This is a genomic window from Nocardia higoensis NBRC 100133 (genome assembly GCF_000308595.1).
Taxonomy (GTDB): domain Bacteria; phylum Actinomycetota; class Actinomycetes; order Mycobacteriales; family Mycobacteriaceae; genus Nocardia; species Nocardia higoensis.
In genome coordinates this window covers 35,757-49,286 of sequence record NZ_BAGA01000092.1, presented here as the reverse complement: position 1 = coordinate 49,286, position 13,530 = coordinate 35,757, and the positions used below count along the sequence as shown (strand labels likewise).

At 69.8% G+C, this 13,530-nt stretch carries 11 protein-coding genes; 8 read left to right on the top strand and 3 right to left on the bottom strand.

The features are described from left to right. The first annotated feature begins 23 nt into the window (after positions 1-23). From ON26_RS16945 to ON26_RS16910, 8 genes are all read left to right on the top strand, one after another. Positions 24-1,469: a hypothetical protein gene (locus tag ON26_RS16945; protein ID WP_040797135.1), complete on the top strand. Its 1,446-nt coding sequence runs from the start codon at positions 24-26 to the stop codon at positions 1,467-1,469. After that, positions 1,466-2,956 carry an SCO6880 family protein gene (locus ON26_RS16940; RefSeq protein ID WP_040797168.1) on the top strand — a complete coding sequence of 497 codons (1,491 nt, stop codon included), beginning with the start codon at positions 1,466-1,468 and terminating at the stop codon, positions 2,954-2,956. The genes ON26_RS16945 and ON26_RS16940 overlap by 4 nt, the downstream gene beginning before the upstream one ends. A 215-nt stretch (positions 2,957-3,171) precedes the next feature. Continuing rightward, positions 3,172-5,163, top strand: coding sequence for a putative type IV secretion/conjugal transfer ATPase (locus ON26_RS16935; RefSeq protein ID WP_245545886.1), 1,992 nt, complete (start codon positions 3,172-3,174; stop codon positions 5,161-5,163). A 16-nt stretch (positions 5,164-5,179) separates the two neighbouring features. Beyond that, complete coding sequence (locus tag ON26_RS16930) at positions 5,180-5,485, top strand: transposase (protein ID WP_245545885.1); 306 nt, start codon at positions 5,180-5,182, stop codon at positions 5,483-5,485. 61 nt (positions 5,486-5,546) lie between these two features. Continuing rightward, positions 5,547-7,199, top strand: coding sequence for a peptidoglycan DD-metalloendopeptidase family protein (locus ON26_RS16925; protein WP_040797166.1), 1,653 nt, complete (start codon positions 5,547-5,549; stop codon positions 7,197-7,199). Between the two features lie 119 nt (positions 7,200-7,318). Next, complete coding sequence (locus ON26_RS16920; RefSeq protein WP_245545884.1) at positions 7,319-7,837, top strand: hypothetical protein; 519 nt, start codon at positions 7,319-7,321, stop codon at positions 7,835-7,837. Positions 7,838-7,882: 45 nt separating this feature from the next. Next, entirely contained in the window at positions 7,883-9,805 is a 1,923-nt protein-coding gene (locus tag ON26_RS16915; protein ID WP_051027166.1) for a type IV secretory system conjugative DNA transfer family protein, read from the top strand. Between the two features lie 94 nt (positions 9,806-9,899). Further along, complete coding sequence (locus tag ON26_RS16910; protein WP_040797133.1) at positions 9,900-10,274, top strand: DUF4913 domain-containing protein; 375 nt, start codon at positions 9,900-9,902, stop codon at positions 10,272-10,274. Positions 10,275-10,362: 88 nt separating this feature from the next. Here the strand turns inward: ON26_RS16910 and ON26_RS16905 are convergent, their stop codons facing one another. From ON26_RS16905 to hpnE, 3 genes are all read right to left on the bottom strand, one after another. After that, on the bottom strand, positions 10,363-10,929 hold the full coding sequence (locus ON26_RS16905; RefSeq protein ID WP_040797132.1) for a hypothetical protein: 567 nt from the start codon (positions 10,927-10,929) through the stop codon (positions 10,363-10,365). A gap of 142 nt (positions 10,930-11,071) precedes the next feature. Next, a complete protein-coding gene (locus ON26_RS16900) occupies positions 11,072-11,935 on the bottom strand; it encodes a peptidylprolyl isomerase (protein WP_040797131.1) in 864 nt (287 codons plus the stop codon). Between the two features lie 133 nt (positions 11,936-12,068). Next, on the bottom strand, positions 12,069-13,451 hold the full coding sequence (gene hpnE / locus ON26_RS16895; protein WP_040797130.1) for a hydroxysqualene dehydroxylase HpnE: 1,383 nt from the start codon (positions 13,449-13,451) through the stop codon (positions 12,069-12,071). Positions 13,452-13,530 lie beyond the last annotated feature (79 nt).

Below are 13,530 nucleotides of genomic sequence, written 5' to 3'. Positions count from 1 at the left end.
CCGAGCCCCGAGGAGCGAACACGATGGTGCGCAAACTGTTGACCATCCTGGCGGTGATCTTCACCGTCATGGTGGCGACGCCCACGGTGGCCTACGGCCAGACCTACGGTTTCGACGAGACCTGCAACGAGATCCACGACACCCTCGACGGCGTGGGCCTGCCCGGCATCTCGCTGGGCGACGCCGCCTCGGCGGTGTGCAAGGCGGGCAATGCCGCCTCCCATCCCGGTGACGCCGCCTCCGCGGTCAAGGACAAGGCGTGGGACTCCACCTTCGGCAGCGTGGTCGACTCGCTGATGAGTGGTCTGGGCGAGGCGATCATCCTGGCACTGACGTTCTGGATGAAGGTCCCCAACGAGGCGGCCAGTGACGGCGGATCGCTGTTCACCAAGATCAACGACTACACCTATCAGATACAGATATTGCTGCTGATCGCCTCGATCATCCTGACCGGCGCCCGGCTGGCCGAGGCCAGGCGCGGTGCGGCGGTGAGCGAAGCGGCCGAGTCGTTCCGGATGTTCGCCCGGGTGGTGTTCAGCTCCTGGATGCTGGGCGCGGTGATCGTGGCGGGCACCCAGGCCTCGGATCGCTTCGCGGAGTGGATCATCGAGGACTCGACCAACGGCAATGCCAAGGACATGGCCGAGCTGATGGTGAAGACCAGTGCGCTGCAGGCGTTCTCACCCGGCCTGGTGCTGATCATCGCGATCGTCGGCCTGCTCGGCGCGCTGGCCCAGATCGTGCTGGCGATCGTGCGGCAGGGTCTGCTCATCATCGCCGCGGGCGTGCTGCCGATGGCGGCCGCCGCGTCCGGCATGAATGTCGGCAAGCAGTCGTACCAGAAGCTGGTCGGCTGGATCATCGCCTTCATGCTCTGGAAGCCGGTGGCCGCGATCGTCTACATGATCGCCTTCACCACCGCCGGACATGTGGACGGGCTGTCGACGTCGACGATGCCCGATGGTGAACAGGCTCAGCGCATGTTGGTCGCCATCGTGCTGCTGTGCTCGGTCGCCTTCGTACTGCCCGCGCTGATGCGCCTGGTGACCCCGGCGGTCGCCATCGTCGGCTCCGGCGGCTCGGGTCTGACCGCCGCGGGCGGCACCCTCGTCGCGGCCGCGGCGCTCGGCGCGATGGGCACCAAGGCGGTCGGCGTGAAGGCCGCTGCCGCACCGGGTTCGGCCGGTTACGTCAGCGGCAGCGGCTCCGGCCCGCGTCCGGGCGGACCCGCGGGTCCCGGTGGCAGGCCGGGTCCGAACAATCCGCAGGGCGGCGGCGGTCCGCGCGCCTCGGGCGCGCAGGGCTCGCGGGGAGTACCGTCCGGAGCCGCCACCGCCGCCGGCCGAGTCGGCGCGGCCAGAGCCGCGACGAGCGGCATGCGCCGGGCCGATGATTCGATGGGTGATGTGGCAGGGGATCGTTGGGCGAACCGTTCGCCCGACCTCGGGAGGAGCACCATTCCGCGATGACGATCAGCGACACCTACGAGCGCCGCTCCTACGGGCTGTGGCAGAAGCCGCGCAGCGCGGGCCTGTTCGGCCTGCGCTGGGAAGAGACGGTGATCGGCTTCGTCGTCGTGATCACCGCGCTGATCTGTGCCATGGTCGGTGGATTCACACTGGGCCTGATCGTCGGCGGTATCGGTGTGGCGGTGATGGTTCCACTGGTGTGGCGGACGGGGGGCCGCTCCGGCTACGAGACGGGATTGATGATGTTCAACTGGATGCGCTCGCGCAGTCGCGGCGAACACGTGTACCGGGGCGGACGTTTCTCCCGCATCCCCGGCGGCGTCACCCGGCTGCCCGGTCTGCTCGCGCCGTCGAAGCTCTACGAGGGCATCGACGCGGGCGGCTACAGCTTCGGCATGATCCATCTGCCGCAGTTCGCTCAGTACACCGTGGTGCTGCGCGCCTGGCCGCAGGGCCACGAGGCCGTCGACCAGCCGGTGATCGACCGCTGGGTCTCCGCCTGGGGCACCTTCCTCGCCTCCGTGGGTCAGACCAGCGACATCGTGGCCGTGGTGCCGGTGATCGACACCGTGCCCGAAACCGGTAACCGCCTGCTCACCGAGGTCTCCACGATCACCAAGCCGGAGGCGCCCGAGCTGGCCCAGCAGGTGATGTACGAACTGGCCACCGAATTACCGCAGGAGCGTGTGCAATTGCTGCCGCGCGTGGCGATCACCTTCAAGGCCACCACCGCCGAGCGCCGGAAGAACCCCGCCGAGGAAGCCGTCGAGATCGGCAGGCGGTTGCCCGGCATCTGCGCGGCGCTGGCCGAGGCGGGCGTGCGCGCCCAGCCGATGTCCGCCGACGAGGTGATCGCGTTCATCCGCCGCAGCTACGACCCCGCCTCGCAAGCCGACCTCGAGGTCGCGGCCTCCGAACCCGAAGGGCACGGCCTGGATTGGGCCGACGCCGGCCCGGTCTCGCACGACGAGAAGTGGGACCACTTCATCCACGACGGCGGCCGCTCGGTCACCTGGGAGATGGACGCCGCCCCCGAGGGCGCGGTGGACGAGCGGGTGCTGCAGCGTCTGCTCGCGCCGAACCCGGAGGTCCCGCGCAAGCGCATCGCCATCGTCTACCGCCCGCACTCGGCCGCCGACGCCGCCGAGATCGTCGACGACGACTTCAAGAACGCACTGGTCGCCCAGCAGAGCGAACGCGGCGTGGTCTCGGCCGCCGCGACGCTGCGGGTGGGCGCCACCCAGCAGGCGCGCGAGGAGCAGGCCAGGGGCCACGGCGTGACCCGCTTCGGCGCGCTGGTGACCATCACCGAACCGCTGCGCGGGGATCTGCCGCGCATCGAAGCCATCACCCGTGACCTGTCCACGCAGGCGCGGCTGAAGATCCGGCGGTGCTATCGCTACCAGGGTGCGGCTTTCGCGGCCTCGCTCGGGTGCGGTGTGATCCTGCCGGAGCACGCGACCATTCCGAAGGCATTGGCGGGGTGAGCTGACCATGGCACGCGAACACGAGCCACCCGTGAGGGAGCGCGCGACGACCGGGTATCGCGAGCGGCGCCCGGATCCGGACGAGCGCGGGCAGTGGGCGCGGCCGTACGACGACGAGGACCTCGGTCCACGCCGCAGGGACGAGGGCGCGCGTCCGCGGCGGCCCGCGCCGAACCCGAGCCGAGGTGCCGGCCAGGACCGCGGCAGGGAGCCCGGTGCGCCGCCCGCGTCCGGCCGCCGATCGCGACGACCGGATCCCGGCCGAGCGCAGGCAGGACGGTCAGCGCGGCCGGGGCGTTGACGCGCGCCCGACCCGGCCCGACCGGGAGCGGACCCCGCGCCCCGACCGGGTGCCCCGCAACGGGAACGGGCAGCAGCCGCGTCCGGTACGCGATCGCGATCGCAGCCGTGGTCGCGACCGTGACCGCCTGGATCGCACCGCCGATCGCGCGATGGGCGCGCCGACCGACAAGGCCGCGCGCCGGGCGAAGCAGAAGGCCGACAAGCGCAAACAGTCCGGCCCGCCGCTGCTCGACGCGGCCACCAGGGCCCGGCTGGAAGAAGTCAGCCGCGAAGGATCCGGCCTGCGCGCGGCCTGGGCGACTTTCCGCGTCCACACCGACGACATCCGCCGCCGCAACTACGCGGCGCGCGCCGAACAGACCATCGAGGACGGATTCGACCGCGCCACCGCGCCGCTCACCGACCGTGGCTACGCCGGGCCCGGCGGCGGCCGCGCGAACGTGGTCGGCAGGCCGGTCGAGTATCGCGCCACCACCGCTCAGGTCGCGGGTCTGTGGCCCTGGTCCGTCGGCGCCGGTGCGCCGCTGATCGGCACTCCGCTCGGCTCGCACCTGCACACCGGCGCGCCGGTCTGCTTCGACCCGATGAACTGGTTCATGCGCGGCAGCTTCATCACCGCACCCAGCCTTTTCGTGCTCGGCCTCAACGGTTTCGGCAAATCCTCGCTGGTGCGCCGCATCGTGCTCGGCGGCATCGCCCAGGGCATCACGCCGCTGATCCTGGCCGACGTCAAACCCGACTACCGCAAGATGGTGGAGCTGGTCGGCGGCCAGGTCATCGACCTCGGTTACGGCCACGGCAAGCTCAACCCGCTGGCCGCGGGCGTACTCGGCGCGGTGGTGCCCCGCCTCGACGAATTCCCGGCGCTGCAATTGCAGGTGCTCCAGGACATCCGGGCCAGGCAGGTCACGCTGATCGCCGGCCTGGTCGAGCTGGTACGCGGTGCGCGGGTGCGCGACTACGAGGAGACGCTGATCTCCACCGCGCTGCGCATCCTCTACCAGCCGGGCAGCGGCTACGCCCCGGACAAGCCGCCCATCATGGAGAACCTGCTGGAGGTGATCGTGGCGGGCGGCGAGGAACTCATGCTCGACGCGGGCGCCGACGATCCGGCCGAATACCAGGTCGCCATCAAGGGTTTGCGCCGATCGCTGCGTGCGCTCACCCAGGGCCCCTTCGGCGCGATCTTCAACGGTCAGACCACGGTGCCGATCGACACCGGCTCGGTCGCGGTCTGCATCGACGTCTCGCACATCCCCACCGGCGACAAGAAGCTCAAGGCCGCGGTCATGCTGGCCTGCTGGGCCGACGGGTTCGCCTCGGTGGAGGCCGCGCACGTACTCGCCGACGCCGGGCTCGGCCCGCAGCGCTACTTCCAGGTGGTGATGGACGAGCTGTGGCAGGTGCTCGGCCTGGGCGACTTCATGGTCGACCGCGTCGACGAGCTGACCCGTCTGCAACGCAGCATCGCGACCGCGCTGATCATGATCAGCCACACCATCAAGGATCTGCAGTCGCTGGGCACCGAGGCCGCGATCGCCAAGGCGCTCGGCTTCCTGGAGCGTGCGCGCGCCAAGATCTTCGGCGCGCTCCCCGCCGAAGAGGTCAAACGGCTCGACAGCACCGTGCCGTTCACCGCCACCGAGGCCGACATGGTGACCGGCTGGTCGGCTCCGCAAGCGCTGACCGGTGAGGCGCTGCGACCGGGGCAGGTGCGGCCGATGCCGCCGGGCACCGGCAAATTCCTGCTCAAGATCGGTGAGGATCGCCGCCCCGGCATCCCGTTCCAGATGGAGTTCACCGAGTCCGAGCGGGCCAGCGGTATCCACGACACCAACCAGCGCTTCAGCGAGTTCACCGAATCCGCCACGCGCAGGCGGCCGTCGAGCGGCAGCGTGGCATGAGGGGGAGAGCGCGTTGATGCCGCATCGTTCGTATCGCAAGGTGTCACCGGAGGTGCGCAAAGCGGCGGTCGAACAGGTCGTCGCGTTGACCGGCACGCTGCGCAGCGAGACCGAGGCCTGCCGCGCGGTCGCCGAACAGATCGGCGTGCACCCGAATTCGGTGCGCAACTGGGTGCGCGCCGCACAGGGCCCGAGTGTGGAGCGCATGGATGTGATCGCGCTGCGGCGCCGAGTGGCGCTGCTGCAACAGCAATTGGCCGCCGCCGCCGAGATGAACCGGACCCTGGCGCGGACCCTCGACGAAGCCCGACGACGCCCGTGACCGCTCTCCGCGAGTCGACGAGCGACCGCGGCGCCGGCCCGGACCGGCGGGGGTGGTCGCGATGAGTGTCAAAGGCGTGCTGTGGGGTGTCCTCGGCATGATCGTGGCGCTGATGGCGCTCGTGGTGGTCGTGGTGCTGCCCTCGATCGAGGACCCGTGCGCCGACACCACCCTGCTCGGTGCCGGCCGTACCGCCATGGTGCCGCCGGGTGACCCGAGCGTGGCGCCCGCCGCGAACGCCGAGGGCGAGCCGACCGGTCCGGCGGCGACCGCCACGGCCACACTGGCGGCGAGCGGCGGAACCATCAGGCGCACACTGCCCATGGCGATCGGCACCTTCACCATCTCCGATGTCTTCGGCTCCCGGAACGGCGGCCACCGTGGCATCGACATGGCGGGCGCCGACGGCACGCCGATCTTCTCGGTCTCCGACGGCCGGGTGGTCGCGGCCGGGCCGGCCTCGGGTTTCGGCAACTGGATCGTGGTCGATTCGGTCGATGTCAACGGCCGGTCGTTCTCGGCCGTGTACGGGCACATGTGGGACCACGGGGTGCTGGTGCGCGTCGGCGACACCGTCCGCGCGGGCCAGCAGATCGGCGCGGTCGGCTCGGCGGGCGAATCCACCGGCCCGCACCTGCATTTCGAGATCGTGCCCGGCGGGCGGTTCACCGGTGGCCGCCACATCGACCCGATGCCCTGGCTCGACGGCGCGCCGACTCCGGATCTCGGTGGCGCGCAGTGGTATTCGGCTGATCCGCGCTGCAGCCTCGGCTTCGGCAGCCCCGGCGGTGCGCTCGCGCCGGGTAAGGTGCCCGCCGACCTGGAGGTCTGGTACCGCCGGGCCGGTTCGCTGTGCCCGCAGATCACGTCCTCGCTGCTGGCCGCGCAGGGCAGGCAGGAGTCCGGATTCCGGCGCGGCCTGACCTCGCCCGCGGGCGCGCAGGGCCTGGCGCAATTCCTGCCGGGCACGGCCTCGTCGATCAACCCCGACGACGGGCGTCCCTACGTCATCGACGCCGACGGCAACGGCGTGGCCAGCGTGTGGGACGACGGCGACGCCATCATCGGCCAGGGCCGCTACATGTGCGCCATCGCGAACAAGATCACCCAGTGGCAGCGCGAAGGCCGGGTGCAGGGTGACATCTCCGCGCTGACCCTGGCCGCCTACAACGCCGGTGAGGGCGCGGTGCTGGCCAGCGGCGGTATGCCGAATCAGTACGCGGCGCACTACTTCGAGACCCGGCCCTATGTCGCCAACATCCTCGCCATGGAACCGGAGTATCGCGCGCCGGGCTCGCTCGGGCGGTTCAGCCCGGAGGAGGGCGGTGGCTCCGCACAGATCCTGGAGGCGGCCCACGACTGGCTGGGCACCCCGTACGTGTGGGGCGGTGGCGGGCCGGAGGGGCCGAGCAACGGCGGTATGGACGGGCCGGGCCTGGTGGCCGCGGCGGTCTTCGCGGCTTCGGCGGGCGAGATCATCATGCCGCGCACGGCCGAACAACAGTGGGAGTACGGCCAGGAGGTCTCCATGAGCAAGGCTCAACCGGGCGATCTGGTGTTCAGTTCCTTCGGCCCGCGCGGGCCCGCGCAGGTGGGTATCTACGCGGGCGACGGGCGGATGATCCAGTCCGCGCCCGCCGGTCGCTACACCGGCGCGGGTGGCGTGAGTGAGGTCGCCGTCCCGGGAGACGCGCGGATGCGGAGGGTCCTGTGAGCCCGCGAGCGGCCGGCGGTGGCCGACACGGCAGCGGAAAGGCGGCGCTGAGGCGGCTGCCGGAGCCGGTTCGGCGGTTAGCCTGGAAGCACGGAAGATCCCGCGCGACACTGGTGGTGATGCTCGTGGTGAGCACTGCGGTCTTCGCCGCGGCCTGCGGTTCGGGCGGCGAGAGCTCCGAATCCGGTTCGGCGGGCACCATTCCGACCACGACCCGGCTGCTGGAGCAGGCGCCGGCCCCCGACCCCGTCACCCCCGAGGGCGTCGCGGTGACGGCGCTGCGCGAGATCTACACCTGGCAGCCCGCGGAGGAAGCGCACGGCGAGGCATTGCGCCGCGCGCGGAAGTGGCTCGGGCCGAGCCTGACCCGCATGCTCGACAGCTCCCCGGGCGAGACGCCGAATCCGTCGCTGCGCTGGGCGGAATGGGCGCAGGCGGGCGCGCGGGTCGAGGCGTTCACCTTCGCCTCGGGCGAACGGCCGCCCGGTGAGAACAGCGGCGCGGTCCAGCAGTTCAAGATCGGAATCGAACAGACCGTGGTGTATCCGGACGGGCGTACCGAGGCCTTGCCGCCGACGACCGTCATCGCCACGGTGGTCGACACCGCCGAAGGATGGCGGCTGGATGCGTTCGGCTGAGCACGTGACAGGCATTACCCCGCAGGGCGATTCGAGGAGGCAGGGATGGCGAAGACGAAAAAGGTGACGGATCCGGCGATACCCGGCCCCGATCTGGGCCTGATCGCCGTCTACGCCGGGTTCGTGGTGTTCGCGTTGCTGATGGTGGCATTGCACCTGGGCAACCAGCTGTCGAGTACGCCGCAGCAGTTGCCGATCAACCCGATCGAGGTCACCGCGGGCATGGCACGCGGCAAGTACACCTGGCCGTTCGCCTCGACGATGATCGTGCTGCTGGTGATCGCGGCCGCGATCGCGTTCCTGTGGATACGCAAGCAGCGGGCCAAGCGGGCGTCGGTCGGCGTGCTGCCGGTGGACGCGAAGGCGCAGTACATGGGTAGCGGTGGCGCGGTCTACGCGCTCACCGAGGCCGGGGTGAGGGAGAAGGCCGCCCAGCTCGGCATCGAGCTGGGCTATCACGACGCGCCCGGCGTGCCGATCGGCATGAGCGTGGCCGACGGCGTGATGCTCTACGGCTCCTACGAGGATCTGCATCTCGACATCTGGGGTCCCCGGCAGGGCAAGTCGACCTCGCGGGTCATCCCGGCGATCCTGGCTGCCATCGGGCCGGTGATCGCGACCTCCAACAAGCGCGACGTGGTGGACGCGACCCGCGACGTGCGCGAGCAGAAGGGCAGCCCCACCTTCGTCTTCGACCCGCAGGGCGTCGCCGACGAGAGCCCGAGCTGGTACTGGAATCCGCTGGCCTGGGTCAACTCCGACCGGCCGGGCAAGGAGATGCGCGCCCAGCGGCTGGCGGGCCACTTCGCCGACGCAGACGAAGGCGGCGAGGGCAAGAAGGACGACTTCTTCGACCCGGAGGCCGAAGACCTGCTGGCGGCGCTGTTCCTGGCGGCGGCGGTCGGCGACTACCCGATCGTGCAGGTGTGGGAATGGGTGACCAACTCCCAGGACACCGAGCCGATCGAATTGCTGCGCAACTCGCCTCATCAGGCGATGGCCTCGGGTCTGGCGATGCAGTACAACGCCGACCCGCGGACCCGCAGCGGCATCTTCGGCACCGCCAAGAAGATGGTGCGCTCGCTGCAGCTGTCCAACATCCACGACTGGATCCTGCCCGGCTCCGACCCGGAGACCAGCAAGCCGCGCATGCAGTTCGACGAATCCACCTTCATCGACAAGAACGGCACCCTCTACTCGCTCTCGCTGGAGGGACGCGGTTCGGCCGCGCCGCTGGTGAGCGCGCTGACCGAGGCCGTGGTCGACGTCGCCATGTACAAGGCGGCGCGCTCGCGCGGTGGACGACTGCCGATCCCGCTGCTCGCGGTGCTCGACGAGGCGGCCAACGTGGTCCGCTGGAAGGACCTGCCCAAGCAGTACAGCCACTTCGGCTCGCGCGGCATCGTGGTGATGACGGTGCTGCAGTCCTGGGCGCAGGGCGCGCGCTGCTGGGGCGACGCGGGCATGGCGGCGCTGTGGTCGGCGGCCAATATCAAGGTGATCGGCAGCGGCATCGACGACATGAACTTCCTGCGCGACCGTTCCGAGGCGATCGGCGAGTACGACTCGATCTCGCAGTCGGTGTCGGAATCCAAGGGCGGCAAGAGCTATTCGCGGTCACTGTCGTCGTCGAAGACGTTCAGCGTCAACGCGTTGACGACGCTGCCGCGCGGCCGCGCGATCGTGTTCACCTCCGGTCAGCCGGCCGTCCTGGTGCGCACGGTGCCGTGGTGGGAGGGCGAATACGCCGCCGCGGTGAAGAAGTCGATCGACGAGCACGATCCGCAGACCAAGATCCGGATCAGCGGGGCGATCGGCTCGCCCGCGCTGACGAAGAAGTCCGATCCGGACCCCTCCGGGCTGGACCCCTCGCCCGGCAAGCCCGAGCTGCGCAAGTCCGACGAGCCGATCGCGGAGCTGGAACCGGCGGATCCGCCCGCCGGCGAGATCGAGGCACGGCCGAGGTGATGCGGTGCGCAGCGGCCACCTCCGTGGTGGACATGTCGGTAAGTAACGGAGAGAAGGTGCTTCGGTGACCCACAACCTACCCCCCGGTCCTCCCATGGCAGGGAAGCCCGTCTACAGCTCTGTGGTCGAGTTCGTCGAGAACTACCTCAGTGTGGTCTATCGCCGTCAGGTCACCGACATCAGCGAAACCGTCTGGTGCCCGGAATGGTTCGCGCACGCGGAAGCGGTGGTACGCCTGGATGCCCTGTGGCGCGCCTGGGAGCACCTGCGGAGGGACCCGGCGACGGGCCTCAGCGTGTGGCTGCTCGATCACGCGGATCCGCATATGACCAAGCTGTTCGATCCGCGGGGGCCGTTCAAGTACTGCAGCGTCCGCAACGGTCACAAGGACATGCTCAACCCGCTGCCGCTGCGTTCGCCCGCCCGCGGTCAGTTCGACAGCCCGGCGCCGGAGGACTTCCGGGTCTGACCCCGATACGGGCGAAGGGCCATGTCACACAGGCACAGACGAAACGAGGAAGCCCGCCGGATATCCGGCGGGCTTCCTCGTTTCGTGTTCAGCCGCGGGTGCGTTCCAGTCCCCGGCCTTCGAGTTCCCTGCTGCGATTGGTGGACCTGGCCTCTGCGGTCTTGGCGCGGACCGCTTCTTCGACCGGCAGGCCCTGACCGACTTCCATCAGCATGCGTACCGCTGCCAGATCCGGTGCGACGCCCATCTTCTGCAGATGCGCGGCAACCGCGTTACGTCGTTCCGCCGAGTCGTAGGTGATCTGGGGCAACGACGGCCCGCTGGATCCGGTCACCGCGTCGGACATCTCGCCCGCCACGCCGGACATCATCGAGCCGACCGATTCCTTCTCCAGCGAAAGGCCTTTGACGGACGTGTTGGACTCGACCATCCTGGCGAGTTCGAGATTGCGGGGGTCCTTGGCCTTCGACTCCCGCTCCTCCCGCATCCGTAGCTCCTTGGCCTCCTTCATGCGCGCTTCGGTGATCTTGACGCGGGCCTCGGCTTCTTTCTGGCCGCGCTCGCGGGTGCGCAGCGCGACCAGTGTCGCCAAGCTCAACATCGTCTTCATCACGGCCGCGGTCTCCCGGCCGATATCGTCCAATTCCTCGGACATGGCTGCTCCCCGATGCTGAAAGTGGTCGCTGTGGACGTGAGGTGCTTCGGACAGTGGTACTGCGACGAACAGCGGTACTGAGAAGAACCTGTGTATTTTTCGAGATTACCCGAGAACTACCCACAACAGCCGGGTGAACCGGTCAGTCCAGGCTTACCGCCTGGATCGTTATCGGACTGTTCGGCTTGCCGTCGCCGAGGTCGTTGGAGTTGTCCTGGCCGATCTCGGCGATCTTGTCCAGGGTGCCCAGACTGGACTCGTCCACGCTGCCGAAGATGGTGTACTGCGGCGGCAACTCGGAGTCGCCGTAGACGAGGAAGAACTGGCTGCCGTTGGTGCCCGCGCCCGCGTTGGCCATTGCCAGCACACCGCGCTCGTAGCGGATCGGCTCCATCGAAGCCGGGTCGCCCTCGGCGTACTGATCGGTGGGGTACTCGTTGGCGTACATGTACCCGGGCCCGCCCTGACCGGTGGCGGTCGGGTCGCCGCACTGCAGCACCTTCAGGGTGTCGCTCGCGGTCATCCGGTGGCATTCGGTGTTGTCGAAGAAGCCCTGCGTCGCCAGGCTCACGAAACTGTTCACCGTGCAGGGGGACTCGGCATTGTTCAGGGTGAGTCCGAGCGGCCCCTGATTGGTGTCCATGCTGACGCTGACCTTCGCGTCGGCGCCGGTGGTCGGGATGCCCTCGGTCCGGCTCGGCTTCGCCACCGGCTTCGCGCTGGGGGCGCCGTCGGTGTAGAGGCAGTTCACCGTCTCCGGCTTGGCCACCGGTTCCGGCGCGGGCGCGGCGGAGAACGAGGACTGGGCGGCGTTGTCCGCGCTGTCGCCGCCGTCGCCCTTGGTGAGGTAATAGACCCCCGCGACGGCCCCGACCAGCACTACGACACCGAGCACCGATCCCGCGATCGTCAGTTGCTTCCGCCTGCGCGCCCGCTCGGCCCGGTTGGCCAGCTGACGTTCCAGCTTGCGCTTGGCCGCCGCTCGTCGCTGTTCGTTGCTCGGCACTACCACAATCCTCCCGTGTCGGCGTACGTCGAGGTAAGAGTGTGCCATCTCTTGCTGAGAGACAGATGACCTCGGCGTCGCTCACCCGGTTCGCGGGGTCGGGCGGTGGCCTTCCTCGCCCTCAGATAGCCGCTCACCTCGTCAGATAGCCGCTCACCTCGTCGGCCGCGCGCTCCCCGCTGTCGGCGGCGGCCTCCATCGTCGAGGGCAGTTCGGTGCGCGTCCAGTCGCCGGCCAGGAACAGGCCCTCGATCGGTGTTCGCGCGGGCAACCGCAGCGATTCGAATCCGGGCTGGGCGGAGAAGGTGGCCCGCGGCTGGTGGATGACGTGGGTGCGCAACACCGTGGCCTCGGCCATCTCGCGGGGATAGTGCTTGCGCAGCGACTCCAGCGCGAGCTCGGTGAAGTCGGCGTTCTTGTGGTGCACCACGTCCCAGGACGCGCTGACCGCCAGCGCGTAGCAATGACCCGCCGCGCCGGCGCCGCCCCGCATTCCGCTGGTGTCGAAGACCCATTCGATGGTGGTGTCGCGCAGGTTCTCGGCCGGCCTGCGCAGCCGCAGCGGGCGATCGAGCCAGACATAGACGCTCGAGATGGGTGCGGCCTCGATCTTGCGGACCGGGGTGAAGTGCTCGTAGGCGCCGAGCCTGCCGTTGTCGATCAGGCCGGTCAGCGCCCACGGTGGCAGCGCGAGGACGGCGGCATCCACGGCGAGGGTCTCCCCGCCTGCCAGGCGCAGCCCGCTCAGCCGGTCGCCGTCGAGGTCGATGTCGACGACGCCGGTGCCGGTGCGGATGTGCGCGCCCCGCGCGGTCAGGTAGCGCACCGCGGGCTCGACGAACAGCGCGTGCAGGCTCACCTTCGGCCACACCGCGTCACCGGCGCGCACATTGCCGCGCAGTGCCCGTGCGCCGACGAACCGCAGCGTCTTGGCGAAGGTCAGCGCGGAGACGCGTTCGGGCTTCTCGTTGAGCAGGCCGATGACGAACTGGTCCAGGCTGAGCGCGCGCAGCGACTGCGGCATGCCGATCTCCCGGAACCAGGCGTCCACCGTGCGGTCGTCCAGTTCGGCGGGCAGGCGCACCGCGGCGGCGAGCATGATCACCAGGCCGCGCAGCGCGGCCGGACGGTCACGCCAGGGGATCGGCAGCCGGGCCAGGAAACCGGCGTCGTGGAGACGGCGCAGGATCAGTGGCACGAACGACGGAGCACTCGTGGTGAGCAAGGTGTCCGCGTCGGTGCGGATGGCAAAGGGCGGACCGTCCCAGAGCAGTCGGTCGCGGGTGCCGATGGTCTCGACGTAGCGCAGCAGGGCGTCGTAGCAGCCGGCGAACAGGTGCGGGCCGTTGTCGACCGGCTCGTCGAGGCCGGCCACGTCGAAGGAGATGGTGCGTCCGCCGAGGCGGCCGCGCTTCTCGATCAGGGTGAGCGCGTAGCCCTGGTCGGCGAGGCGGACGGCGGCGGTGAGGCCGGCCAGACCGGCGCCCGCGACGCGGGGACGCGAGCGGTCGCTCATGCGAATCTCCAGACGATGAGAGGAAATGTGTCTCTTCGCCTCACGCTAGTGCGTTCCCTCTCCGCGTACCCCCGGAACG